This is a genomic window from Methyloversatilis thermotolerans (genome assembly GCF_000372885.1).
GTDB lineage: Bacteria > Pseudomonadota > Gammaproteobacteria > Burkholderiales > Rhodocyclaceae > Methyloversatilis > Methyloversatilis thermotolerans.
Genome location: NZ_KB889967.1, coordinates 2,603,444 through 2,627,665, shown reverse-complemented (window position 1 = coordinate 2,627,665; position 24,222 = coordinate 2,603,444). Strand labels below are relative to the sequence as shown.

Here is a 24,222-nt window from a genome sequence, read left to right as displayed (position 1 = left end):
TCGTCCTGTCGAGCGGACCTCAGATCGCCTTGCGCACGCTGACCGGCGGGATGTTGAGGGATTCACGGTACTTCGCGATGGTGCGCCGCGCAACCACTATCCCCTGCTGGCCCAGTATTTCCGCGATGCGTGAGTCCGACAGCGGACGCTTGGCATCCTCGGCGCTCACCAACTGGCGGATGAGCGCGCGGATTGCGGTGGCCGAGCAGGCCCCGCCACTTTCGGTCGCCACATGGCTGCCGAAGAAGTACTTCAGTTCGAACAGGCCGCGCGTGGTCGCCATGTACTTCTGCGACGTGACGCGCGATATCGTGGATTCGTGCAGGTCCAGCGTTTCGGCAATTTCGCGCAGTGTGAGCGGTCGCATCGCCACTTCGCCGAACTCGAAGAACTGCCGCTGCCGTTCGACGATGGCCTGCGACACGCGCAGGATGGTATCGAAGCGCTGCTGCACGTTCTTGATCAGCCATTTCGCTTCCTGCAACTGGCCGGACAGGCCGCTGCCGCGCTGCCCCTGCAGGATTTCCGCGTACAGGCGGTTGATGCGCAGCCGCGGCATCGCTTCCGGGTTCAGCATCGCGGTCCATTGGCCGCGCACCTTGCGCACCACCACGTCGGGCACGATGTAGCGTGCATCGATCGGCGCGAACTGCGCGCCCGGGCGCGGATTGAGCGAGCGGATCAGCGCCTGCGCCGCGCGCAGCAGTTCCTCGTCACAGCCGACCGCCCGCCGGATCTTGGCGAAATCGCGCGCGGCCAGCAGATCGATGTGCTGGTCGATGATGATGCGGGCCAGCGCCGATACCTCGTCGGTCGGCAATGCATTGAGCTGAAGCAGCAGGCATTCGCGCGGATCGCGCGCGCCGACGCCGACCGGGTCGAAGTTCTGCAACTGGCGCAGCGCGATCGAAAGATCATCCAGATCGATGTCGGCTTCTTCCGGCAGCAGATCGACCAGCTCTTCCAGATCCTGATTGAGGTAACCATCGTCATCCAGCGCCTCGATCAGCAGGCGGATCAGGTAGCGATCACGCTCGCTCATCTGCGACAGCGCGAGCTGGCCGCACAGGTGATCGCGCAGCGATGTGCCGGCTGCCTGCACATCCTGGTAGTCGCCGTCCTCGTCGTCGCCGCCACTGCGGCTGCCATAGCTGCCGCTTTCGCCCGACCAGTCGTCCATGTCGCTGCTGCTGTCCTGCGGACGATCGTCTGGCGGCGCCTCTCCATTGCCTTCCGCTGCCGCAGCTTCACGCGGTTCGCTGCCGCCGTCGACCGGTGGTGCGTAGTTCGCGGCCGGCTCGCTGTCGTCGCGCTCAAGCATCGGGTTCTCGTCCAGGAAGCGTTCGATTTCCTGGTTGAACTCGATGGTCGACAACTGAAGCAGCCGGATGGACTGCTGCAGTTGCGGCGTCAGCGCGAGATGCTGGGAAAGTTTGAGTTGCAGCGACTGCTTCATGGTGGTTGCGATTCGGTGTCCGTCTAGAGCCGGAAGTGCTCGCCCAGATAGACTTTCCTGACGTTCTCGTTATACACGATTTCTTCCGGCCGTCCGCTGGCCAATACCTCGCCTGCGTTGATGATGTAGGCGCGATCGCAGATGCCCAGGGTTTCCCGCACGTTGTGATCGGTGATGAGCACGCCTATGCCCTTCTCCTTCAGGAAGCGTATGGTTTTCTGGATGTCGATCACCGCGATCGGATCCACGCCGGCAAACGGTTCGTCCAGCAGTATGAAGCGCGGCGACGTCGCCAGCGCCCGCGCGATCTCGACGCGGCGCCGCTCGCCGCCGGACAGTGCCGCCGCCGGGCTCTTGCGCAGATGGGCGATGCCCATCTCGTCCAGCAGCTCATCGAGCCGGGTCTTGCGGCGCGCCGCGTCGCGCTCGTTGAGCTCCAGTACGGCGAGTATGTTCTCTTCCACGTCGAGCTTGCGGAAGACCGAATTTTCCTGCGGCAGGTAGGACAGGCCTCGATGTGCGCGGCGATGGATGGGCAAGTGGGTGAGGCGCTCGCCATCCAGATGGATTTCGCCGCCGTCGGCACTGACCAGGCCGACGATCATGTAGAAGCAGGTGGTCTTGCCGGCACCATTCGGGCCCAGCAGACCGATCACTTCGCCACTGCCGACATCGAAGGACACTTCCTTCACGACCGGGCGCGACTTGTATTTCTTGCGCAGCCGTTCCACCTTGAGCCGGCTGGCTGTCCGGTTATCACTCATGTTCCTGTTCCGGCTGTTCGCGCAGCACCTTGCGAATGGTATCGGTTGAAAAGCCTCGTGACTGCAGGAATCTCGCCTGCTTCGCCCAGGTTTTCGCGTCCTGCGGTGCGCAGTCGAAACGGCGGGCCCAGACGGCACGGGCTCGGGCGGTCTCGTCCAGCTCCATCGATGCCATCGCGTCGGTGGCGTCGCTGTCGCTGATGCCGCGCTGGCGCAGGTCATGGGCCAAGCGTCGAGCACCGAAGCGGGTGGCTCGCGAGCTGACGAACTGCTTCGCGAAGCGCGCGTCGGACAGCAGCCCGCCTTCTTCCAGCCGCGCCAGCAGTGCCGCCACGTCTTCTGCGCTGCCATCCTCGCGCAACTTGCGCACCAGTTCGGCCCGGCTGTGGTCGCGCCGGGCGAGCAGGCGCAGGGCCTTCTCGCGCAGCGCGTCGCTCACCGCACGTCCCTTCCGGCGTCCGATGCGCCGGCACAGGCGGTGCGCGCTCCGCTGGCGGAGCGGATGGGTTCCTTCATGCGGCTTCGGCCCGACCGCCTTCTGCCGGCGGCAGCTCAGGCATGCCGGCCGCGGCCCTCACCTTGTTCTCGATCTCGCGCGCAAGTACCGGATTGGCACGCAGGAAGTCGCGCACATTGTCCTTGCCCTGGCCGATGCGGTCGCCGTTGTAGGAATACCATGCGCCGGACTTGTCGATGAACTTGTGCAGCACGCCCAGTTCGATGATTTCGCCTTCGCGCGAAATGCCCTCACCGTAAAGGATGTCGAATTCGGCCTGCTTGAACGGTGGCGCCACCTTGTTCTTTACCACCTTCACCTTGGTTTCGGAGCCGATCACCTCCTCGCCCTTCTTGATGGCACCCGTGCGGCGGATGTCCAGCCGCACCGAAGCATAGAACTTGAGCGCATTGCCGCCGGTGGTGGTTTCCGGATTGCCGAACATGACTCCGATCTTCATCCGGATCTGGTTGATGAAGATGACCAGCGTGTTGGTGCGCTTGATGTTGGCGGTGAGCTTGCGCAGCGCCTGGCTCATCAGGCGGGCCTGCAGGCCGGGAAGGGAATCGCCCATTTCGCCCTCGATTTCGGCCTTCGGTGTCAGCGCAGCGACCGAATCGATGACGATGATGTCGACGCCGCCCGAACGCACCAGCATGTCGGCGATTTCCAGTGCCTGTTCTCCGGTGTCGGGCTGCGAAATGAGCAGGTCATCGATGCGCACGCCGAGCTTGCCGGCGTACTGCACATCGAGTGCGTGTTCGGCGTCGATGAAGGCGGCTGTGCCGCCCAGCTTCTGCATTTCCGCGATCACCTGCAGCGTGAGCGTGGTCTTGCCGGATGATTCAGGGCCATAGATCTCGATCACGCGACCGCGCGGCAGGCCGCCGATGCCGAGCGCCAGATCCAGCCCCAGCGATCCGGTCGAAACGGCCTGGATGTCGTTCTCGAGCTGACCATCGCTCATGCGCATGATCGAGCCCTTGCCGAACTGCTTTTCGATCTGCGCGAGCGCTGCGGCCAGCGCCTTGGCCTTGCTGTCGTCCATGCGGAATCCCTTTCAATGAATGCGGTCGATTATGGCACAGTTCTTGCCACGGGTTCGTCTGAAGGTGCGCCCAGCAAAGCCAGGAGCACGGTCAGTGTATGACATGTGGATTGCCGGCGGACCGCCTCGCGGTCGCCGTCGAAGTGGCATGTTTCGCTGCGCTCGCGGCCGTCGGAGAAAGCCCAGGCAAAGCACACGGTACCGACGGGTTTTCCGGGCACCGCCCCTGCCGGTCCGGCAATGCCGGTGATGGACAGCGCGACATCGGCGGACGATGCGGCGAGCGCACCGCGCACCATTTCGCGCGCCACCGCCTCGCTGACCGCGCCATGCGCCTGCAGGGTGGCCGCGTCGACGCCCAGCAGTCTCTGCTTGGCCGCATTCGAATAGGTGACGAAGCCGCAGTCGAACCATGCCGAACTGCCCGGCGTGGCGGTCACGGTTTCCGCCACCCCGCCGCCGGTGCACGATTCGGCCGTGGTCAGCATGCTGCCGGCCGCGCGCAGCGCGGCGCCGACCTCGACCGACAGTCGGCTCAGTTCCGCATCCATCAGGGCAGCGCTCCGTAAAGTTTCCAGGCGATCGCCACCGATGCGGCGGCGAATACCGCGGCGATGGCGTCGTCCAGCATCACGCCGAAGCCATGCTTCATGTTCATGTCCACCCAGCGCGCCGGTGGCGGCTTGAAAATGTCGAAGAAGCGGAAGGCGAAGAAGGCGAACAACTGCCAGGCCCAGTGCGCGGGCGTCACCCACAGCACCAGCCAGAAGGCAACGATCTCGTCCCATACGATGGCGCCGTGGTCGGCGACGCCGAGTGCGCGACCGGTCCGCTGGCAGCACGCACTGCCAAGTACGAAGGCGATCAGCAGGAACAGCGCGAACTGCAGATCGGTGAATGCCGGCTTGATCAGCAGGTAGAGCGGCCAGGCGGCCAGTGTGCCCCAGGTGCCGGAGGCGAACGGCATCAGACCGCTGCCGAAGCCGCAGGCCAGCATGTGTGCCGGATGCAGCAGGAAACCGGGGCCGGGGTAGGGGGTAAGGGTTTTCATCGTTCAGCCGAAATGATCGTAACCGCGCCGTTCGATCGGCAGTTCGCGGCCGTGTGCGTCGATCAGGTGGACGCCAGCGCCCTCTGCCATGCCACCGATGCGCGTCAATGGCAGCGCGAGCGATGTGGCCAGTGCGCGCAGTGCGTCGCGCCGTCCGGGCGCAGCGCAGAACAGCAGTTCGTAGTCATCGCCGCCCGACAGCAAGGCCGCGCGCGCCACCTGCGGGTCAGCGTCCAGAGCGCGCAAGGCCTGCCAGGGCAGCGCGTCGTCGTCGATGCGTGCTGCCAGTCCGCTGGCCGAAGCGATGTGGCCGATGTCGGCCAGCAATCCGTCGGACACATCGATCATGGCGCTCGCCACACCGCGCAGCGCAATACCGAGCGCAACACGAGGCACAGGCTGTTCCAGCGCAGCAATGCAGTCGGTCGCATCGGCCAGCGTGGCGCGGCCCTGCAATACCGCCAGACCGAGGGCGGCGCGGCCCGGCTGGCCGGAAATCCAGATGTCGTCGCCGGCGCGCGCACCGCTGCGACGGATGGCTGCGCCGGCCGGAACCTCACCGAGTGCGGTGATGCAGAGCGTGAGCGGGCCGCGCGTGGTGTCACCTCCGATCAGTCCCACCCCATGCCGCTCTGCGCAGGCGAAGAAGCCACCGGAGAACGTCTGCAGCCAGTCGTGATCGACTTCCGGCAGGGCCAGCGCCAGCGTGACCCAGCGCGGTTGCGCCCCCATGGCCGCAAGATCGGACAGATTGACTGCGAGCGACTTCCAGCCCAACCGCCAGGCATCGGCATCGGGCAGGAAATGGGTGCCGCTGACCAGCATGTCGCTGGTCACTGCCAGTTCCAGGTCGGCGCCGGGCTGCAGCAGCGCGCAATCGTCGCCCGGACCGAGCAGCGCACCGTGGTCCGCGCGCACGAAATGGCGCCGTATCAGTTCGAATTCCGGGCTCATGCGCTACCCTTGACGAACGCCCGGCGCCGCCGTGGCCTCAGTTGCGGGGACGGTTGCGCGCGGCATTCACCTCGACGGCGCGCAGGCCGGGAGCGGTCTTGTCAAGCACGCCGTTGACGAACTTGTGGCCGTCGGCGCCGCCGAATTCCTTGGTCAGTTCGATCGCCTCGTTGATCACCACGCGGTAGGGCGTTTCGACCATGTGCGCCAGTTCGTAGGTCGCCACCAGCAGGATGGCGTGTTCCACCGGTGAAAGCTCCTCCACCTTGCGGTCCAGGTGAGGCGAGAAATGGGCGCGCAGGGCGTCGGCGTGATCGAGCGCACCATTCAGCAGCTGGCGGAACAGCTTGCGGTCGACCTTGGAAAAGCCGGCGTCCTCGCTCAGGTGCGCGTCGATGGCCGGCGCATCGTGCCCGGCCAGCAGCGCCTGATAGACGCCCTGCACCGCGTATTCGCGCGCAAGCCGGCGGGCCGACTTGCGCGGCGCTTCGGGGGTAGTGTCCATGCTCATTCCGTCAGAGTGGCGATCAGCCGCGCCATTTCGACTGCGGCACGGCCACAGTCTGCGCCCTTCTCGTGCATGCGGGCGAGCGCCTGATCATCATTTTCGGTGGTCAGTACGCCATTGGCGATCGGCACACCGGTCTTGAGCTGGACATCGGAAATGCCGCGCGCCATCTCGTTGGATACGATTTCGAAGTGATAGGTCTCGCCGCGAATGACCGCGCCCAGAGCCACCAGTGCGTCATACTTGCCGGACAGCGCGAGACGCTGCAGTACCAGAGGCAGCTCCAGTGCGCCGGGCACGCTCACGATCAGCGTGTCGGCCGGCGCCACGCCCAGCGTGCGCAATGCGTCGCAGCAGGCGGACAGCAGACCGTTGCCGATGTCCGGGTTGAAGCGTGCCATCGCGATGGCAATGCGCAGGTTCTTGCCGTCGAGGTTCTCGGCGATCTCGGGGATGTCGTTGAAACGTGGCATGGCGATATCCATCAGTTCTGCAGGTAGCCGGTCAGTTCGAGATCGAATCCGGCCATGCTCGGAATCTTGCGCGGGCTGGCGAGCAGCCGCATCTTGCGTACATTGAGCGCGCGCAGGATCTGCGCGCCGACGCCGAAGGTGCGAGCGTCCCAGCGGGCCGCCGGCGCCGAAGCCGGGTCGGTCAACAGTGTGCGCAGGCCGGCATCGGTTTCGTTCCGGCGCAGCATGACGATGACGCCGCTGCCGGCTTCGTTGATGAGCTGCATCGCGCGGTCGACGCTGAAGCTGTGACGACCGCTTGCGTTGTCCAGGAAATCGAGTACCGAAATCGGCTCATGCACGCGCACAAGCGTTTCGCTGTCAGGGTCTATCGTACCCTTCACCATGGCGAGATGGATTTCGCCCGAGGTCGTGTCCTCGAAACCGTGCAGCGTGAAGGCACCATAGGCGCCATGCACCTCGCGCCGGCTGATTTCGCGCACCAGCATTTCGGTCGACGCGCGCCAGGCGATGAGATCGCGGATGGCGCCTATCTTCAGGCCATGCTCGCGCCCGAATTCGATCAGGTCGGGCAGGCGCGCCATGGTGCCGTCGTCCTTCAGGATTTCGCAGATGACCGCCGCCGGTTCGAGCCCGGCCAGTTGCGCGAGGTCGCAGCCGGCTTCGGTGTGGCCGGCACGGATGAGCACGCCGCCCTTCTGTGCCTGCAGCGGGAAAATGTGGCCGGGCATCACGATGTCGTCGGGCTTGGCGTTGCGGGCCACCGCCACCTGTATCGTGCGCGCCCGGTCGTGCGCCGAAATGCCGGTGGTGACGCCGGTGGCGGCTTCGATCGACGCGGTGAAGGCGGTGCCATGCGGCGTGCGGTTGTGGCGCACCATCTGTTCCAGGTCGAGCTGGCGGCAGCGCTCTTCGGTCAGTGTGAGGCAGACCAGGCCACGGCAGTGCTTCACCATGAAATTGATCGCTTCGGGCGTCACGAATTCAGCGGCGAGCACGACGTCGCCCTCGTTCTCGCGGTCTTCCTCGTCCACCAGGATGACCATGCGGCCCGCCTTGATGTCGGCGATGATTTCGCCGACTGGCGCCAGTGCGCTCATTGCGTGTCCTCTCCAGTCATCATGCGCTCGGCGTAGCGCGCGATGAGGTCGATTTCGAGATTGACCCGGCTGCCGGCCTTCAGGCTGCCGAGTGTGGTGACCTCCACCGTGTGCGGGATGAGGTTGATCGAGAACTCGCAGCCATCGGCGACATCGTTCACGCGATTCACGGTGAGGCTTACGCCCTGCACGGTGATCGAGCCCTTGCGCGCGATGTAGCGCGCCAGGGCACGTGGCGCGACCACCACCAGTTCGTGCGATTCGCCGACCCGGGTGAAACTGCGCACGGTGCCCACGCCATCCACATGGCCGCTGACCAGATGGCCGCCCAGGCGATCGGACAGACGCAGCGCCTTTTCGAGATTCACCTCGCCGGGCGCGTCCAGGCCCACCGTGCAGTCCAGTGTTTCGCGCGACACGTCGAAACGGGCCAGCCTGCCGTCCAGTGCGATGACGGTGAGGCAGACGCCGTTGTGCGCGATGGAATCGCCGACCCGGACATCGTCCAGGCCCAGGCTGCCGGTGTCTACCGTCAGGCGCAAGCCCTTTTCAAGCGGCTCTGTATGGGTGATGCGGCCGACCGCGGCCACGATGCCGGAAAACATGGGAAGGAGACGCGAGAGGAAAGAAGCGCGATTTTACGCGATCAGCGGGTGCCGCTGACAGCGGCGACACGCGCCAGCGTTGCAAGAAAGGTGTCGGCCGGCTGCGAACCCACGGTGCGCGCCGCTGCGACCTCCTGACCACCGACGAAGAACAGGATGCCGGGAGGACCGTACAGGCCGAAACGCCTGAGCAGTGCCTGATGCTCGGGCGCGTTCGCGGTCACGTCCGCCTTGAGCAGCACGAAGCGGCGCAATTGCGCGGCGACCGCCGGATCGGCAAAGGTAAAGCGCTCCATCTCCTTGCAGCTCACGCACCAGTCGGCATAGAAATCCAGCATGACCGGCCGATCCGCCGTGGCCAGGCGCGCGTCGAGTTCCGCCACGCTGCCTATCGGCTCGAACGCAGGCTTCGCGTCCGTCACGGCGCCACTGCGCAATATCGACAGTGGCTGCAGCGGGTCGCGCGAACCAGCGGCGGCACCGATCAGGATGCTGGCCCCCGCCAGCAGCGCGATCACGCCCACGCCCTTCCACAGCCGGTGCCAGCCGCCGGCGTGCGGCGGCAGCGGGTCGAGTGCGTGCAGGTAGATGCTGGAGGCGATCAGCAGGGCCGCCCATGCCAGCATGCCGATCAGGGCCGGCAGTACCGGCTGGGCGATCCAGATCGCGGTGGCGAGCAGCAGCACGCCGAACAGACGCTTCACGCCCTCCATCCATGGGCCGGTGTGCGGCAGCAGCGACCGCGAAGCGACGCCGACCGCGATCAGCGGTGCCCCCATGCCCAATGCCATCGAGAACAGCGCCAGACCGCCCAGCACGGCATCGCCGGTCTGGGCGATGTAAAGCAGTGCGCCCGCCAGCGGTGCCGCGACGCAGGGGCCGACGATCAAGGCCGACAGTGCGCCCATCGCGGCGAGACCGGCCAGCGAGCCACGCCGGTGATTGGCGCTGTCGGACAGGCGCGATTGCAGGGCGGTCGGCAACTGCAGTTCGTAGACGCCGAACATGGACAGCGCGAGCAGCACGAACAGCAGCGCGAAGCCGCCCAGTACCCAGGCGTTCTGCAGTGCGGTCGCCAGCAGCGTTCCGGACAGGCCGGCCGCGACACCCGCCAGCGTATAGGTGACGGCCATGCCCAGCACATAGGCGAGCGACAGTGCCAGCGAATGAGCGCGCGATATGTGCGCGCCGTGGCCGACGATGATGCCGGACAGGATGGGCACCATGGGCAGCACGCAGGGGGTGAAACTGAGCAGCAGTCCGAGGCCGAAGAAGGTGACGACGATGAGCCACAGGCTGCCCGAGCGGATGATGCCGGCGATGCTGGCGTCCTCGCTTTCCGTTGCCGCCTGCTGTCCCGGCAGCGTCCGCGCAGCGTCCGCCTGCGCGCTTTGCACCGGCATGTCACCCTTTCCGCGCAGGCGGTCGAGCAGGCTGGCTCCGCCATCGGCCTGCAGGCCCGCCGGCCACACGCGCACGCCCGGTCGCAACGGGTCGAGCGTCACCGTCTGTTCGGTCGGCGGATAGCAGATGCCGGCGTCGGCACAGCCCTGCGAGCTCACCCTGAGCGTGATCGGCGCGTCAGCGCCGCCCGCCAGCGCCAGGCGTATCGGCAATGTGCCCCGGTGCACCTCGACGTCGCCGAAGATTTCGTCCTTCTTCATCTTGCCGCGCGGAATGTCGGTCCGGCCCAGCGCGGCCTGCTCGGCAACGAAGGCGAACTTGTCGCGGTAGAGGTAATAGCCGTCGGCGATGTCGAAGCGCACTTCGACCGTGCTGCCGTCGATCACCTGTGCCGACATGCGGAAGGCCTGTTCCACCGGCAGCAGTTCTGGTTCGGCCCGGGCGATGGATACGGCGCACAGCAGGCCGATCAGCAGGACAAGAAAACGCTGGATCATGAAGAGTCCGTCATGTCACCCACCCACTGCAGATAGGCGGGCAGGCCGTGCGTCACCGGCAGCGCGATGATTTCCGGCAGTTCGTAGGGATGCAGCGCCCGCAGCGCCCGCTCCAGCGCAGGCCAGGCGGCTCGGGTCGTCTTGATGGCGAGCGGCACCTCGTCCGCTTCCTCGACCGCGCCCTGCCAGGCGTAGACCGAACGGATGGCCGGGCCGATGTTCACGCAGGCGGCATGCCGTGCCTCGACCAGTGTGCGAGCGACCCGGGCGGCGATATCGCCATCCGGCAAGGTGGTGAGTACCAGCAGCACGTCGGTGGTCATGTCAGGCCGGCGCCGTTGCGCGCCACCACCGTTCGATCAGCGTGCGAAGAACATGCAGCTTGCCGTGGAAGAAATGTCCGGTATCGCCCAGCACCGATACCGGAAGATTCTGCGGCGCGGCCCAGGCCAGCACGTTCTGCAGCGGTACCACCTGGTCACGCTCGCCGTGGATCACCAGTGCGTCGTCGCGCACCGGACCGGGTTCGTAGTGGCGTATGCCTTCGACGCTGCCCGACGCCAGCCCGACCAGCACCTGACCGGCGACCGGACGGCCGGCCGCGGCCAGGCGGTCGGCTACCCGGGTGGCGACGAAGGCACCGAACGAGAAACCGGCGACGATGACCGGCAACTCGCCATAAGTGCGTCTGCCGTGCTCGATCACGGCGAGCTGGTCGTCGGTTTCGCCCCTGCCTTCGTCATGCGTGCCTTCGGTGGCGCCGACGCCGCGGAACTGCGAGCGCAGCGCGACGCAGCCCAGTTCGCGCAGCGCGCGTGCGACCGTCACCACCACCTTGTTCTCCATCGTTCCGCCGAACAGCGGATGCGGATGCCCGATCAGTGCGATGGCGCGGGGCGCCTGGTCGGGCAGTTCGGCCAGCACCTCGATGTCGCCGACCGGGCCGGCCACCCGCGTACGTTCGGACTGGATGCGCGCGTTCATCAGACCTTCAGCCGCTCGACGATGCGCCCGTTCTGCAGGTGCTCGCTGATGATTTCGTCGATGTCCTCACGGTCGACATAGGTATACCAGACCGCTTCCGGGTAGACCACCATGACCGGCCCCTGGTCGCAACGGTCCAGACAGCCCGCCATATTGATGCGGGTGCGGCCCTCACCGGACAGGCCAAGCGCCTTGACGCGCTGCTTCGCGTAATCGCGCAGCGCGTTCGCGCCCAGCGCGGCACAGCATTGCTGGCCCTCGGTACGCTGGTTGCAGCAGAAGAATACGTGGTGCTTGAAGTGGCTCATGGCGGGTCCTGCTTCGGTCGAGGACGGCATTATCGGTGATCATGGACCGGATGGCGGCCGCGGCTTTCCTTCAGTTGCAAGCTCATCAGGTAGGGCAGCGCGAAATAGGGCCACAGCGCCGACGTCAGCCGTGTCAGGCCGCTGAAATTGAAAAAGTGGCCGGCCCGCCAGGCATCCGACACTGCGGATGGATAGGGGTTTTCCGGTGCCAGATTGACCAGCGCCACGCCGGCGAGCAGCGCCAGCGCGGCCACGCTGAAATGCAGCGTGGCCGGCAACCTGAGCGCGACAGTCAGTGCCAGCGCACCGCCAGCCAGACCGATCAACGCGCCCGGTGTGACCCAGACCCAGGCACCGCCATCGGGTACCAGCACGGCACCGGAGCCTGCCTTGACCATGAGCGCGACCACAAAGGCGGCGCCGAGCAGCCAGGGGCTGCGCGTGCGCATGCTGTGCCAGCCGGTCACGCCCACGCTCACCATGGCGCAGATGCAGGCGCCGACCTCAACGGCACGATAGCGCTTCTCGGTGAAATCGACCGGTGCTTCCAGACCGAGCAGCCCGCGCAGATCGCCGAGGCCGAACAGCGGCGTATCGGGATCGATCTGCGCCAGCCACCAGAGGAACAGCAGCGCCAGCGCGATCTCCCCGGCATGGCCGCGCACGATGCGGCGGGAGCGCCAGCGTGCCAGCGCCCCGCCCTGGCCGAGCAGCCGCCCCCAGCGCAGTCCGAGCAGCGCACCGAGCGCGCCGCCCAGCGCGTTGGAGGCGACGTCGAGATTGGATGGAACTCGGGTAGGCAGGAAGTGCTGCAGCACTTCCATGGCAATGGACAGACCGCTGGTCAGCGCGATCGCGCCCAGCAGCGCGCCGAGGGCGCGCAGACGCGGCATCAGCGCCGCCACCAGCAGGAAACCCAGAGGCATGTAGCCGAGCGCATTCGCGACCACGTCGAAGCGTGTCCAGTAGCGTGGCCAGGGGGCCAGCAGGAAGCCGAACAGGTCGTCGCCCGCGTCGCGCACTGCACCCAGTGGATGCAGGCTGGCGTAGGCGATGAGCAGCGCCCACAGCAGCGCGAGATTGCGTGGTAAGCGGGGCGTGCGCGGGATGCGTGCCTGCATGGCCTCAGACCACTACGCTGGCGACCGCGACGTAGCGCGCGCCCTTGCCCAGCGCCATCATGAGCGCGCTGCGCCAGGGCGGGAGGCGCAGCCAGCCCGCAGCCAGGCAGAGCGCATCGCCGATCAGCGGTACCCAGGACAGCAGAAGGGCCGGCGTGCCGTGCCGGCGCAGCGTGTCCAGCCTGGGAGGCAGTTCCTTGCGCGGGACGAAGCGACCCATGGCGTAACTCACCATGCCGCCCGCCGTGTTGCCGACGGTGGCCAGCAGCACCGCCGCGTCGCGCTGTTCCGGATGCGTGGCGAGCAGTGCGGCCAGAGCCGCTTCGGAGCCGCCCGGCAACAGGGTGGCCGACAGGAAACTGACCAGCACCAGGCCGACCAGACCCGCCGTATGGTCCAGCAGCACACTCATCTGGCGAGCCGGAACGACACGGAACGGATTTGCCCATGGCGGCGCCGCACTGCTAGGCTTGCGGGCTCGCGCACCGACCGAGCCCGGGCCGATGCCGTCAGCGCTGCACTTTCATCATGCAAATCGATTACCTCGAAAAGATCCTCAATGCGCAAGTGTACGACGTTGCGCTGGAAACGCCTCTGGACGCGGCGCCCAATCTGTCGCGACGCATCGGCAACACGATACTGTTCAAGCGCGAGGACATGCAGCCGGTGTTTTCGTTCAAGCTGCGCGGCGCCTACAACAAGATTGCGCAGTTGAGCACAGAGGCGCGCGCACGCGGCGTGATCTGTGCTTCGGCCGGCAATCATGCCCAGGGCGTGGCGCTGTCCGCCGCGAAGCTCGGCTGTCGCGCGGTGATCGTGATGCCCACGACCACGCCGCGCATCAAGGTCGACGCGGTCGCCTCGCGCGGCGGCGAAGTCGTGCTGGCAGGCGAATCCTACGACGAAGCCCACGCCCACGCGCGCAAGCTCGAAGCGGAACAGGGTCTGACTTTCGTGCACCCTTTCGACGATCCCGACGTGATCGCCGGCCAGGGCACGATAGGCGTGGAAATCCTGCGCCAGCATCCGCGGCCCATCGATGCGGTGTTCTGCTGCGTCGGCGGTGGTGGCCTGATTGCCGGTGTTGCCGCCTACATCAAGCGGCTGCGTCCGAATACGCGCATCATCGGTGTCGAGGCGTCCGACGCCGACGCGATGGCGCGCTCGCTGGCCGCCGGCAAGCGCATCCAGCTCGACAGCGTGGGCCTGTTCGCCGACGGTGCGGCGGTCAAGCTGGTGGGCGAGGAAACCTTCCGGCTGGCGCAGCAGTACGTCGATGAAATGGTGCTGGTCAATACCGACGAAATCTGCGCGGCGATCAAGGATGTGTTCGAGGACACGCGATCCATCCTGGAGCCGGCGGGTGCGCTCGCCGTGGCGGGCGCCAAGGCGTGGGTGACGCGCAACAACCTGAAGGGCAAGACGCTGGTGGCGGTGGCCAGCGGCGCCAACATGAATTTCGACCGCCTGCGTTTCGTGGCGGAGCGCGCCGAGATCGGCGAGTCGCGCGAGGCGGTACTGGCCGTCACGCTGCCGGAACGCCCCGGCGCGTATCGCGAGCTGGTGTCCCTGCTCGGGCGGCGCAATGTGACGGAATTGAACTATCGCTACAAGGACGCCAACGAGGCGCATGCCTTCGTTGGCGTGCAGGTGTCCGGCCGCGACGAGGCGGCGTCCGTGGTCGAACACCTCGGCGCGCACGGTTTTCCGTCGCTCGACCTCACCGACGACGAGATGGCGAAGCTGCATGTGCGCTACATGGTGGGCGGGCGCAGCCCGGCGGTCGGTCGCGAACAGGTGTTCCGCTTCGAATTCCCGGAGCGACCGGGCGCGCTGATGAAGTTCCTGGAAGCCATGAGCCGCGACTGGAACATCAGCCTGTTCCATTACCGCAATCACGGCGCCGACTACGGCCGTGTGCTGGTGGGCATGCAGGTGCCGCCAGAGGACGCACAGGCGCTGCAGGATTTCCTCGATTCGCTCGGCTACGCCTGGCACGAGGAAACGGCCAATCCTGCCTACAAGCTGTTCCTCGGATGAAGGCGCTGCGTCTGCTCGCCGCCTGCTGCACACTGGTCGGTACGCACGTACAGGCCGGACCGCTGGCCTATATCACCAACCAGGGATCGCATGAGGTGACCGTGGTCGACGTCGATGCGAAGACCATCGTCGCCCGGCTGCCGGCCGGCAAGTCACCCGCTGGCGTATGGGTCAGCGCCGCTGCCGGCAAGGCCTTCATCAGCAGTCCGGACAGCGCCACCGTGACCGCCATCGATCTGGCGTCGCGCCGGGTGGTCGGCGAGTTTCCAGCGGGCCGCAGCCCGGTCGGCATCACGGTGACACCGGATGGCCGCAAGCTGCTGGTGGCCGACTGGTTTTCGCATCGCGTACTGGTATTCGACGCGGCGAGCCACAAGCCGCTCGGCGAGATCGCGACCGGGCAGGCGCCCGCCGGCATGGTTGCGGCGCCCGACGGCCGTCGGGCCTATGTGGCCAATCGCGACGACAACGCGGTCGGGGTGCTCGATCTGGATGAAATGAAACAGATCGGATCGCTGCCGGTCGGCCAGCATCCGTTCGCGATCGAACTGTCCGCCGACGGACGCACGCTGTACGCGCTCAACGTATGGAGCAATGACGTGAGCGTGCTCGACACGTCGTCGGGTGCGACCGTGGCCACTCTGCCGGTCGGCAAATCGCCCTACGGCATCGCCTTTTCCGATGACGGCGCGCGTGCCTATGTCACCAATCAGAAGGGCGACAGCGTATCCGTCATCGATACCGCGCAACATCGCGTCATCGCCACCTGGCCTGCGGTCGTTTATCCGGAAGGCGTTGCCGTCGCCGGCAAGGTGCTGATGGTGGTGAGCTGGATGGACGATCAGGTCGGCCTGTTCGATGCCGAAACCGGCAAGGCAAGAGGCAGCGTCGACCTGGGCAGCAATCCGCGCGGCTTTGGCCGTTTCATCGATGGATCGGCGACTGTACGTTGATCATCGCGGCGCGAGCCGTTATCGTCGGGACTTTTTTCTTACCCTGCACTTCGACCGAGAGGAGATTCAACACATGCGTTTTGTTTCGGCATTCATCATGATGCTCGCCACCTGCGTGGCGGCATCCGTCGCCCACGCACACGGCCCGACACGCCAGAAGGCTTTCGAATCGATCACCATCAAGGCGAGCCCGGACGCGGTATGGGCCAAGGTGAGTGACTTCGCCAACCTGCAGGGCTGGCATCCGGCAGTGGAAAGCAGCACCGCCACCGACGGCAGCAAGGTGGGCTCGGTCCGTACCCTGAAGATCAAGGGTGGCGGCGAAATCGTCGAAACGCTCGAAACCATCGATCCGTCGGCGAAGAAGTTCTCGTATCGCGCAAAGGATGGCGGCGCGCTGCCGGTCACCAACTACAGTTCCAACATCACCGTGAAGGCGGGTGACGGCGGCACTGCCGTGGTGGAATGGCGAGGCGCCTTCTATCGCAAGTACATGAACAACGATCCTCCGAAGGGCGAGGACGACGAAGCCGCGATGACCGCGGTGACCGGCGTCTACAAGAGCGGCCTCGAGAACCTGAAGAAGATCATGGAGAAGTGAGTGTCGTCGGGCCTGTTCCTGCAGGCTCGACGCCAGGCTTTCCGCACGACGGGCCGGCATCGCCGGCCCGTCGTGCGTTCACCGGCCGAATGGCCCGGCAATGCCGGTTTCGGTGATGATCCAGTCCATGGGCAGATCGTGTTCGTGCGGCCGCAGATCGTCCAGCCTGCCATCTTCGATCGCGACGCCGACCGCAACCGGCGTTGGCTGCAGCGCGGCCAGCGTGCGATCGTAATGGCCGGCGCCATAGCCAAGCCGGTATCCGCGGGCGTCGAAGCCGTTGCACGGGATGAGCAGCAGCGCCGGCACGACCGCCGCGCCGACCGATGGATAGGGAATGCCGTAGCGATCGGTGGTCATCGGCGTGGCGTCGTTCCAGCGGCGGAAGCTCATCGGCTCTCCCTTGCCGCCAACCACCGGCAACGCGGCCCAGCGTGACACATCGCCCGCCAGCCAGCGCCGGATCACCGCCCGCGCGTCGTACTCGCCGCGATACGGCCACGTGAAGCCGATGGAGACCGGATCAAGCCGTGCGATCAGGATGGCGAGGTGGTGATCGAGCGCCTGCTGCAAGCGCTGTTTCGCCGTGTCGTCCAGCGACTGCCGGCGCTTGATCAGTTCCTGCCGCAAGGCCTTGCGTCGGGCCCTGTCATCGGCAACGGCAACATCGATCGGGACGGGAACGGGCTCGGGAACATTCATTGGCGACGGGTATCATTGTTGTCGAAACGAAAACAGTACCAGATGCCCATGCGCTTCCCGATCCGTGCCCTTGCTGCCGGCACATTGCTCTGTTTGCCGGCGCTTGTCCTTGCCGACGCGGACGCGTCGTTCCTCGCTGCGCGCGATGCATTCGCGGCCGGCAACCGTCAGGCTTTCGAGCGGCATGCCTCCGGCGTGCCGGCGTCCCACGTGCTGTCCCCCTACGTCGACTATTACCGGCTGCGCATGGATCTGGACCGCACCTCGCCGGACACCGTCGCGGCCTTTCTCGAGCGCAACGCCGGTACGCTGCTTGCCCAGCGACTGCGCAGTGACTGGCTGCGCCAGCTTGCCAAGGGCGAACAGTGGTCGGCCTATCGCGACGAGTACGCGAAACTGCCGGACCGGTCGCCGGCGCCGGAAACCGATCTGCGCTGTCTCGCCGTGCGCGCAGGGCAGGTGCTCGGTGACGCCCAGTCCATGGATGCCGCGCGTCAGTTGTGGGACACGCTGGATGACGCCCCGGGCGCCTGCAATCCGGTTTTTGCGGCGCTGTACGATGCCGGTCGCCTGAGCGAGGACGATGTGTGGAATCGCGCGCGCCGCCAGATGGAGGCGAAGCGGCCCGCACAGGCGCGCAGCGCGCTCGAATTGCTGCCGGCGGCGAACCGGCCGGGCAATGTGCTGGACGACATCGTCGCCAATCCCACGCGCTGGCTGGCGCGCCAACCCGCCAACTTTTCGGTGACGCGGCGTGGCCGCGAACTCGCGCTGATGGCGATCGCTCGCCAGGCGCGCAACGACGTGCGTTCCGCCGAGCGCAGCCTGGAAGTGATCGCGGCGCGGCTCAGTCCGCAGGAACGCGCCTATGCCTTCGGCCAGCTCGGCTGGCAGGGCGGCATGCAGCACGATGCACGCGCGGTCCAGTGGTGCCGTTCTGCGGACGAGTTCCTTGCCGGCGACGAGGTACTGGGCTGGTGCGTACGCGCCGCGATGCGGGCGGGCAACTGGAAGCTGGTGCGCGACGTGATCGCGAAAATGCCGGAACCTCTTGCGTCGCGGCCGGAGTGGATCTACTGGGGCGGGCGCGCGCGTGCCGCCACCGGTCATGTGGACCAGGCGCACGAACTGTATCGCCGCATTTCCGGCGAGCCCCACTTCTATGGGCTGCTCGCGCAGGAAGAACTGGGTCAGCCGCACCGCTTGCCGCCGCGCGCACCGGAACCGCTGCCCGAGGACGTCAGGCGGGCCGAACTGACGCCCGCCATCGCGCGCGCGCTCAAACTGTTCGAACTGGACCTGCGCACCGAGGCGCTGCGCGAATGGAACTGGTCCACGCGCGACGCGGACGACCGCACACTGCTCGCGATCGCCCAGGTGGCGGTGCGGCGGCAGTTGTGGGACCGCGCGATCGCCACCGCCGAGCGCACACTGCTCGAACACGACTATACGCTGCGCTACATCGCGCCGATGCGGCGCGATGTCGAACCGCACGTGCATGCGCGCGCGCTCGATATCGCATGGGTTTACGGCCTGATGCGGCAGGAAAGCCGCTTTGTCATGAATGCGAAATCTTCTGCCGGCGCCCAGGGCCTGATGCAGGTGATGCCGGCGACGGCGAAATGGGTGGCCAAGAAGATAGGCATGAGCGACTACCATCCTTCGCGCATCGCCGATACGCAGACCAATCTGATGCTGGGTACCAGCTATATGAGGCTGGTGCTGGACAGTCTGGACGATCACCCGGTATTGGCCAGCGCCGGCTACAACGCCGGACCGGGCCGCGCCAGGAAGTGGCGGCCGGCGCGTCCGATCGAGGGCGCCATCTATGCTGAATCCATTCCGTTTACCGAAACCCGTGACTACGTGAAGAAAGTGATGGCGAATGCGGTGATGTACGGCCTGGTGTTCGGCCAGAAGGAGCCCGGTCTCAAGCAGAGGCTGGGTACCATACAGCCGGGGCCTGGCGCATCGCCGGATGATCCCATCTGATGTCCCCGATACAAGAGTCCTGAAGCACAGACCTGGAGACCCCATGTTCCCGAACACCGTCCTGCTGATCGGCGGCTCCGGCTTCGTCGGCAGCCATGTTGCCAGCCTGCTGGCCGAGCGCAATGTGCGCATGGTCGTACCCACCCGCCGACGCGACCGAGCGAAGCATCTCATCCTGCTGCCCATGGTCGATGTGGTCGACGCCGACGTGCATGACCCGGTGCAACTGGCTCGCCTGATGCACGGCGTCGATGCCGTTGTGAACTGCGTCGGCATCCTGCATTCGCGCTCCGGTCAGCCCTGGGGGCGCGATTTCGAGCGCGCGCACGTCGCACTGCCGCGCGCGGTCGCTGCGGCGGCGCAGGCCGCCGGCGTGCGCCGCGTCGTTCACGTGAGCGCACTCGGAGCGGCCGACAATGCGCCCTCCGGCTATCTGCGTTCCAAGGCCGCCGGTGAAACGGCCGTGCGCGCCAGTGGTGTGGACTGGACGGTGTTCCGTCCGTCACTCATCTATGGCAATGGCCAGTGCTTCCTGCGCCTGTTCGCCTCCTTGCTGAAGAAGTTCCCGGTGATGCCGCTGGCCGGTGCCGACACGCGCTATCAGCCGGTGTCGGTACGCGATGTCGCGCGCTGCATCGTGCATGCGCTGGGCAGCGAGGAGGCCATCGGACAGACGTATTCGCTGTGCGGTCCGCGCGTCTACACCATGCGAGAACTGGTGAAGATGACCGGACGCGCCATAGGCTCGGAACGCTGCGTGATCGGCCTGCCCGGACCGCTCGCCCAACTGCAGGCTCTTGCCCTCGAACTGGCGCCCGGACCCACGCTCATGTCGCGCGACAACCTGCGTTCCATGCAGGTCGACAGCGTGTGCGAGGCGGGTTGCTCGCTGCCCTTCGGGTTCGCACCTGCCATCCTGGATAACGAGATCGCCGATTGCCTGGTGGATTTCCGGCCGACCGACCGGTTCGAACTGGCGCGTTCGCGGGCGCATCGCTGAGTGGACGTCTACCGGGTCGGCGGTTCGGTCCGCGACGAGTTGATGGGTCTGCCGCCCGGCGACCGCGACTGGGTGGTCGTGGGCGCCACGCCGGAAGACATGGTGGCGGGCGGCTATATCCCGGTCGGCCGCGATTTCCCGGTATTCCTGCATCCGGTGACGCACGAGGAGTACGCGCTCGCACGCACCGAGCGCAAGACTGCGCCCGGCTATCGCGGCTTCGTGTTCCATGCCGATGCGTCGGTCACGCTGGAGCAGGACCTGCGGCGGCGCGATCTCACCATCAACGCCATCGCGCGGGCCGAGGACGGGACGCTGACCGATCCTTACGGAGGACGCGCCGACATTGCCGCGCGCCTGCTGCGTCACGTGAGCGATGCCTTCGTCGAGGATCCGGTGCGCATCCTGCGTGTGGCGCGTTTTGCCGCGCGCTTTCACGATTTCACCGTGGCGTCGGAAACCATGGGGCTGATGCGCGACATGGTGGAGGCGGGCGAGGCCGACGCGCTGGTGGCCGAGCGGGTATGGCAAGAGCTGTCGCGTGGCCTGATGGAAGCCCGACCTTCGCGCATGATCGAGGTATTGCGTGCGAGCGGCGCGCTGCGTGCCGTGCTGCCCGAGGTGGACCGGCTGTTCGGTGTGCCGCAGCCGCCGCAGCATCACCCGGAAATCGACACCGGGCTGCACCTGCTGCAATGTCTGGACTGGGCGGCGGCACACGGCGCTTCGCTGGCGACGCGCTGGGCCCTGGTGGCGCACGATCTGGGCAAGGGTACGACGCCGCAGCATGAATGGCCCCGCCACATCGCACATGAGGTGCGCAGCGCGAAGCTGGCGCGCGAGCTGGCCGAGCGGCTGCGCGTACCGGTGGACATCGCCGACATCGCGCGCCTGGTGGCGCAGGAACACACCCATGTGCACCGTGCCGCCGAGTTGCGCGCGGACACCATGGTGAAGCTGCTGGAGCGGCTGGATGTGATGCGCAAGCCCGGCAGACTGGCGGACATCCTGCTCGCCTGCGAAGCGGACGCGCGCAGTCGCCCCGGGCGCGACGAGGCCGGTTATCCGCAGGCCGCCATCGTGCAGGCTGCGGTCGAGGCGATCAGATCGGTCGATGCCGGTGCCATCGCAGGCGAGATGGCCTCCGCCGGCAAGGCGGGCGGTGCGGCCATCGCGCAGGCAGTGCATGCCGCGCGTGTCCGCGCGGTGGCGGCACTTTGAGGCATGCCCGCGCTACGCAGCGACCGCGTGTGGGCGGAAAGCGGCTGCGGGCCGCTACCGGCTGTCACGCTTCGCTGCCAGCGTCCACACACCGCCGACACTTCACCCTCGCCGGTGGCCAGTGTCCCGCGCCGATGGATCAGTTCCGGCGTGCGAGGATGACCAGGGCGATGCCACCCAGCGTCGCGATGGATGCCAGCAGCAGGCGCAGCGTGAGCGTTTCCGACAGCAGCAAGGCGCCGCCCAGTGCGGCGATCACCGGCACCGACAATTGCACGCTGGCCGCCCGCGTAGCGCTCAGGCCACGCAGTGCGCTGTACCAGATGGCGTAGCCGACGCCGGAGGCGAGGGCGCCCGACAGCACGGCATACATCATGCCCGACGGGTCGATGCGCGCCTGCCCTGCCGCCGCCATGGACAGGCCGACGGCCATGGGGACGGCGCGCGCGAAATTGCCCGCGGTCATGGCCAGAGGCGTACCCCGCGCGTGCCTGCCGCGCAGGGAATACACGCCCCAGGCCAGACCGGCCAGCGCCATCAGGATGGCGGCTTCGGCCGGGGGCGCGGTGACGCCGGGCGCCAGCAGCACCCCCAGACCCAGCAAGGCCAGCACGAAGCCCGCCGTCTGGACCGGCGTCAGGCGTTCTCCCCGGAAAAACCCGGTGCCCATCATGGTCAGTTGCACCGTCCCGAACAGAAGCAGTGCGCCGGTGCCGGCAGCCAGTTCCCGGTAGGCATACGAAAAGGCGGCTGCATAGATGAACAGAGCGGCCGCTCCCGGCCAGTCGCCGGCCATGCGTGCGGTGGACTGACGGCGCACGAGCAGCCACAGCACGAGGGCGCCGGAGGCGATGCGAACCAGCGTGAAGCTCGCGGCGTCCATCGCCGTCTCGGCGAGTGCGAGCCGGTTCAGCAGTGAATTGGCGGCGAAGGCCAGCATTGCCAGCGCGGTAAGCGCGGCGATGCGCAGCGGCGATGTCGCCTCAGTCAACGGCGCAACTGATTCAGATCGCGCACCGCGCCGGTATCAGCGCTGGTGGTCATCAGCGCGTAGGCCTGCAGGGCGGCGGACACGATGCGTTGGCGGTTTTTCGGCGTCCATGCCGCGTCGCCGCGCGCTTCTTCGGCGGCCTTGCGGCGCGCCAGTTCGGCTTCGTCCACCGCGAGATGGATGGTGCGGTTCGGAATGTCGATGTCGATGCGGTCCCCGTCCTGCACCAGTGCGATCAGGCCGCCCTGCGCCGCTTCCGGCGAGGCGTGACCGATGGACAGGCCGGAGGTGCCGCCGGAGAAACGCCCGTCGGTGAGCAGCGCGCACGCCTTGCCCAGTCCCTTGGACTTCAGGTAGCTGGTCGGGTACAGCATTTCCTGCATGCCGGGGCCGCCCTTCGGGCCTTCATAGCGGATCACCACCACCTCGCCCGCCTTCACCTCGTCGCCGAGGATGCCGGCCACCGCGTCGTCCTGACTCTCGTACACACGGGCGGTGCCGCTGAACTTCAGGATGGAATCGTCCACGCCGGCGGTTTTCACGATGCAGCCGCGCTCGGCGATATTGCCGTAGAGCACGGCCAGTCCGCCGTCCTGGCTGAAGGCATTGGCCTTGTTGCGGATCACGCCGTGAGTGCGATCCAGATCCAGCTCGGGGTAGCGGCGATCCTGCGAGAACGCGACCTGGGTCGGCACGCCGCCGGGGGCGGCACGGTAGAAGTCGTGGATCGCCTCGTCGCGTGTGCGCATCACGTCATAGGTATCCAGCGCCTCGCCCAGCGTGCGGCTGTGCACCGTGGGCAGATTGCGGTGGATGAGGCCGGCGCGATCCAGTTCGCCCAGGATGGCCATGATGCCGCCTGCGCGGTGCACGTCCTCCATGTGCACATCGGACTTGGCTGGCGCCACCTTGGACAGGCAGGGCACGCGCCGCGAAATGCGGTCGATGTCGGCCATGGTGAAATCCACGCCGGCTTCCCTGGCCGCTGCCAGCAGGTGCAGCACGGTATTGGTCGAGCCACCCATCGAAACGTCCAGCGCCATTGCATTCTCGAACGCCTGGAAGCTGGCGATGGCGCGCGGCAGCACCGAGGCATCCTCCTGTTCGTAATAGCGGCGGGCCAGTTCGACCGCCAGCCGGCCGGCACGCAGGAACAGCGCCTTGCGATCCGCGTGGGTGGCCAGCACCGAACCGTTGCCCGGCAGCGACAGGCCGAGTGCTTCGGTCAGGCAGTTCATCGAGTTCGCGGTGAACATGCCCGAGCACGAGCCGCAGGTGGGACAGGCGCTGCGCTCGTAGGCCTCCGCTTCCTCGTCCGAACAATTGCTGTCGGCGCCCTTCACCATGGCGTCGACCAGGTCCACCGCGATGATCTTCTGGCCCCAGTTCACCTTGCCCGCTTCCATCGGGCCACCGGATACGAACACGGTCGGGATGTTCAGGCGCAGTGCCGCCATCAGCATGCCGGGCGTGATCTTGTCGCAATTGGAAATGCACACCAGCGCGTCCGCGCAATGGGCATTCACCATGTATTCGACACTGTCGGCGATGAGATCGCGCGAGGGCAGCGAATACAGCATGCCGCCGTGACCCATGGCGATGCCGTCATCCACCGCGATGGTGTTGAATTCCTTGGCCACGCCGCCCGCTGCCTCGATTTCGCGCGCCACCATCTGACCCAGGTCCTTCAGGTGGACATGGCCCGGCACGAACTGGGTGAAGCTGTTCGCGATGGCGATGATGGGCTTGCCGAAATCGCCGTCCTTCATGCCGGTGGCGCGCCACAGCGCGCGGGCGCCGGCCATGTTGCGGCCGTGGGTGGAGGTACGGGAACGGTAGGCGGGCATGGAAGCTCCTGCAGAATCGGGTAAAGAAAGAATTCTAGCCGGCCCGCATCGATCTTGCCCTGTCATCCTGCCCCGCTCCTCATCCGCCATGTGCCGACCGAAACTC

General features: G+C 66.7%; 26 protein-coding genes. 6 read left to right on the top strand and 20 right to left on the bottom strand.

Annotated elements, in window-relative coordinates:
* Positions 1 to 19: 19 nt before the first annotated feature.
* From A3Q7_RS0111695 to A3Q7_RS0111615, 17 genes are all read right to left on the bottom strand, one after another.
* On the bottom strand, positions 20 to 1,456 hold the full coding sequence (locus A3Q7_RS0111695) for an RNA polymerase factor sigma-54 (protein ID WP_018412071.1): 1,437 nt from the start codon (positions 1,454 to 1,456) through the stop codon (positions 20 to 22).
* A gap of 23 nt (positions 1,457 to 1,479) precedes the next feature.
* Positions 1,480 to 2,220, bottom strand: coding sequence for an LPS export ABC transporter ATP-binding protein (gene lptB, locus A3Q7_RS0111690; RefSeq protein ID WP_018412070.1), 741 nt, complete (start codon positions 2,218 to 2,220; stop codon positions 1,480 to 1,482).
* Positions 2,213 to 2,659 (bottom strand): recombination regulator RecX, encoded by a 447-nt coding sequence (gene recX / locus A3Q7_RS0111685; protein WP_018412069.1) that lies wholly within the window; start codon positions 2,657 to 2,659, stop codon positions 2,213 to 2,215. Before recX ends, lptB begins: the two co-directional genes overlap by 8 nt.
* Before the next feature lie 73 nt (positions 2,660 to 2,732).
* Entirely contained in the window at positions 2,733 to 3,764 is a 1,032-nt protein-coding gene (gene recA, locus A3Q7_RS0111680) for a recombinase RecA (protein ID WP_018412068.1), read from the bottom strand.
* A 29-nt stretch (positions 3,765 to 3,793) separates the two neighbouring features.
* Positions 3,794 to 4,315 carry a CinA family protein gene (locus A3Q7_RS0111675; RefSeq protein ID WP_018412067.1) on the bottom strand — a complete coding sequence of 174 codons (522 nt, stop codon included), beginning with the start codon at positions 4,313 to 4,315 and terminating at the stop codon, positions 3,794 to 3,796.
* On the bottom strand, positions 4,315 to 4,761 hold the full coding sequence (locus tag A3Q7_RS0111670; protein WP_018412066.1) for a phosphatidylglycerophosphatase A family protein: 447 nt from the start codon (positions 4,759 to 4,761) through the stop codon (positions 4,315 to 4,317). The genes A3Q7_RS0111675 and A3Q7_RS0111670 overlap by 1 nt, the downstream gene beginning before the upstream one ends.
* A 57-nt stretch (positions 4,762 to 4,818) precedes the next feature.
* Positions 4,819 to 5,769, bottom strand: coding sequence for a thiamine-phosphate kinase (gene thiL / locus A3Q7_RS0111665; RefSeq protein ID WP_018412065.1), 951 nt, complete (start codon positions 5,767 to 5,769; stop codon positions 4,819 to 4,821).
* 37 nt (positions 5,770 to 5,806) lie between these two features.
* Entirely contained in the window at positions 5,807 to 6,280 is a 474-nt protein-coding gene (nusB, locus tag A3Q7_RS0111660; RefSeq protein ID WP_018412064.1) for a transcription antitermination factor NusB, read from the bottom strand.
* Positions 6,277 to 6,750 (bottom strand): 6,7-dimethyl-8-ribityllumazine synthase, encoded by a 474-nt coding sequence (gene ribH / locus A3Q7_RS0111655; RefSeq protein ID WP_026224744.1) that lies wholly within the window; start codon positions 6,748 to 6,750, stop codon positions 6,277 to 6,279. The genes nusB and ribH overlap by 4 nt, the downstream gene beginning before the upstream one ends.
* Positions 6,751 to 6,761: 11 nt before the next feature.
* Positions 6,762 to 7,850, bottom strand: a complete 1,089-nt coding sequence (ribBA, locus tag A3Q7_RS0111650; RefSeq protein WP_018412062.1) for a bifunctional 3,4-dihydroxy-2-butanone-4-phosphate synthase/GTP cyclohydrolase II — start codon at positions 7,848 to 7,850, stop codon at positions 6,762 to 6,764.
* The gene (locus A3Q7_RS0111645) at positions 7,847 to 8,455 is read right to left on the bottom strand and encodes a riboflavin synthase (RefSeq protein ID WP_018412061.1); all 609 of its coding nucleotides are present in this window, start codon (positions 8,453 to 8,455) and stop codon (positions 7,847 to 7,849) included. Before A3Q7_RS0111645 ends, ribBA begins: the two co-directional genes overlap by 4 nt.
* A gap of 41 nt (positions 8,456 to 8,496) precedes the next feature.
* Positions 8,497 to 10,356 (bottom strand): protein-disulfide reductase DsbD, encoded by a 1,860-nt coding sequence (gene dsbD / locus A3Q7_RS0111640; RefSeq protein WP_018412060.1) that lies wholly within the window; start codon positions 10,354 to 10,356, stop codon positions 8,497 to 8,499.
* Entirely contained in the window at positions 10,353 to 10,679 is a 327-nt protein-coding gene (cutA, locus tag A3Q7_RS0111635) for a divalent-cation tolerance protein CutA (RefSeq protein WP_018412059.1), read from the bottom strand. The genes dsbD and cutA overlap by 4 nt, the downstream gene beginning before the upstream one ends.
* A 1-nt stretch (position 10,680) precedes the next feature.
* Positions 10,681 to 11,340 (bottom strand): alpha/beta hydrolase, encoded by a 660-nt coding sequence (locus tag A3Q7_RS0111630; RefSeq protein ID WP_018412058.1) that lies wholly within the window; start codon positions 11,338 to 11,340, stop codon positions 10,681 to 10,683.
* On the bottom strand, positions 11,340 to 11,648 hold the full coding sequence (locus A3Q7_RS0111625) for a (2Fe-2S) ferredoxin domain-containing protein (protein ID WP_026224743.1): 309 nt from the start codon (positions 11,646 to 11,648) through the stop codon (positions 11,340 to 11,342). The genes A3Q7_RS0111630 and A3Q7_RS0111625 overlap by 1 nt, the downstream gene beginning before the upstream one ends.
* 29 nt (positions 11,649 to 11,677) lie before the next feature.
* Positions 11,678 to 12,769, bottom strand: coding sequence for a VanZ family protein (locus tag A3Q7_RS0111620; protein ID WP_018412056.1), 1,092 nt, complete (start codon positions 12,767 to 12,769; stop codon positions 11,678 to 11,680).
* Between the two features lie 4 nt (positions 12,770 to 12,773).
* Positions 12,774 to 13,181 (bottom strand): YqaA family protein, encoded by a 408-nt coding sequence (locus A3Q7_RS0111615; RefSeq protein ID WP_018412055.1) that lies wholly within the window; start codon positions 13,179 to 13,181, stop codon positions 12,774 to 12,776.
* Positions 13,182 to 13,297: 116 nt separating this feature from the next.
* On the opposite strand from A3Q7_RS0111615, the gene ilvA reads away from it, so the two are divergent.
* The 3 genes from ilvA to A3Q7_RS0111600 all read left to right on the top strand — a co-directional run bounded on the left by ilvA (position 13,298) and on the right by A3Q7_RS0111600 (position 16,363).
* Positions 13,298 to 14,809 carry a threonine ammonia-lyase, biosynthetic gene (gene ilvA / locus A3Q7_RS0111610; RefSeq protein WP_018412054.1) on the top strand — a complete coding sequence of 504 codons (1,512 nt, stop codon included), beginning with the start codon at positions 13,298 to 13,300 and terminating at the stop codon, positions 14,807 to 14,809.
* Complete coding sequence (locus A3Q7_RS0111605; protein WP_018412053.1) at positions 14,806 to 15,762, top strand: YVTN family beta-propeller repeat protein; 957 nt, start codon at positions 14,806 to 14,808, stop codon at positions 15,760 to 15,762. Before ilvA ends, A3Q7_RS0111605 begins: the two co-directional genes overlap by 4 nt.
* Before the next feature lie 73 nt (positions 15,763 to 15,835).
* The gene (locus A3Q7_RS0111600) at positions 15,836 to 16,363 is read left to right on the top strand and encodes an SRPBCC family protein (RefSeq protein WP_018412052.1); all 528 of its coding nucleotides are present in this window, start codon (positions 15,836 to 15,838) and stop codon (positions 16,361 to 16,363) included.
* 78 nt (positions 16,364 to 16,441) lie between these two features.
* On the opposite strand, the gene A3Q7_RS0111595 is transcribed toward A3Q7_RS0111600, so the two are convergent.
* Positions 16,442 to 17,065: a 5-formyltetrahydrofolate cyclo-ligase gene (locus A3Q7_RS0111595; RefSeq protein ID WP_018412051.1), complete on the bottom strand. Its 624-nt coding sequence runs from the start codon at positions 17,063 to 17,065 to the stop codon at positions 16,442 to 16,444.
* Positions 17,066 to 17,113: 48 nt separating this feature from the next.
* Between A3Q7_RS0111595 and A3Q7_RS0111590 the strand changes: the two genes are divergently transcribed.
* From A3Q7_RS0111590 to A3Q7_RS0111580, 3 genes are read left to right on the top strand one after another with little or no spacing between them, the layout of a single operon-like run.
* Positions 17,114 to 19,057: a lytic transglycosylase domain-containing protein gene (locus A3Q7_RS0111590; RefSeq protein ID WP_232417962.1), complete on the top strand. Its 1,944-nt coding sequence runs from the start codon at positions 17,114 to 17,116 to the stop codon at positions 19,055 to 19,057.
* A gap of 43 nt (positions 19,058 to 19,100) precedes the next feature.
* Entirely contained in the window at positions 19,101 to 20,057 is a 957-nt protein-coding gene (locus A3Q7_RS0111585; protein WP_018412049.1) for a complex I NDUFA9 subunit family protein, read from the top strand.
* Complete coding sequence (locus A3Q7_RS0111580; RefSeq protein WP_018412048.1) at positions 20,058 to 21,278, top strand: multifunctional CCA addition/repair protein; 1,221 nt, start codon at positions 20,058 to 20,060, stop codon at positions 21,276 to 21,278. It begins immediately after the preceding gene.
* 139 nt (positions 21,279 to 21,417) lie between these two features.
* Here the strand turns inward: A3Q7_RS0111580 and A3Q7_RS0111575 are convergent, their stop codons facing one another.
* Together A3Q7_RS0111575 and ilvD are read right to left on the bottom strand one after the other, a co-directional pair.
* A complete protein-coding gene (locus A3Q7_RS0111575) occupies positions 21,418 to 22,269 on the bottom strand; it encodes a DMT family transporter (RefSeq protein WP_018412047.1) in 852 nt (283 codons plus the stop codon).
* Positions 22,266 to 24,116, bottom strand: a complete 1,851-nt coding sequence (gene ilvD, locus A3Q7_RS0111570) for a dihydroxy-acid dehydratase (RefSeq protein WP_018412046.1) — start codon at positions 24,114 to 24,116, stop codon at positions 22,266 to 22,268. The genes A3Q7_RS0111575 and ilvD overlap by 4 nt, the downstream gene beginning before the upstream one ends.
* Positions 24,117 to 24,222: the final 106 nt, after the last annotated feature.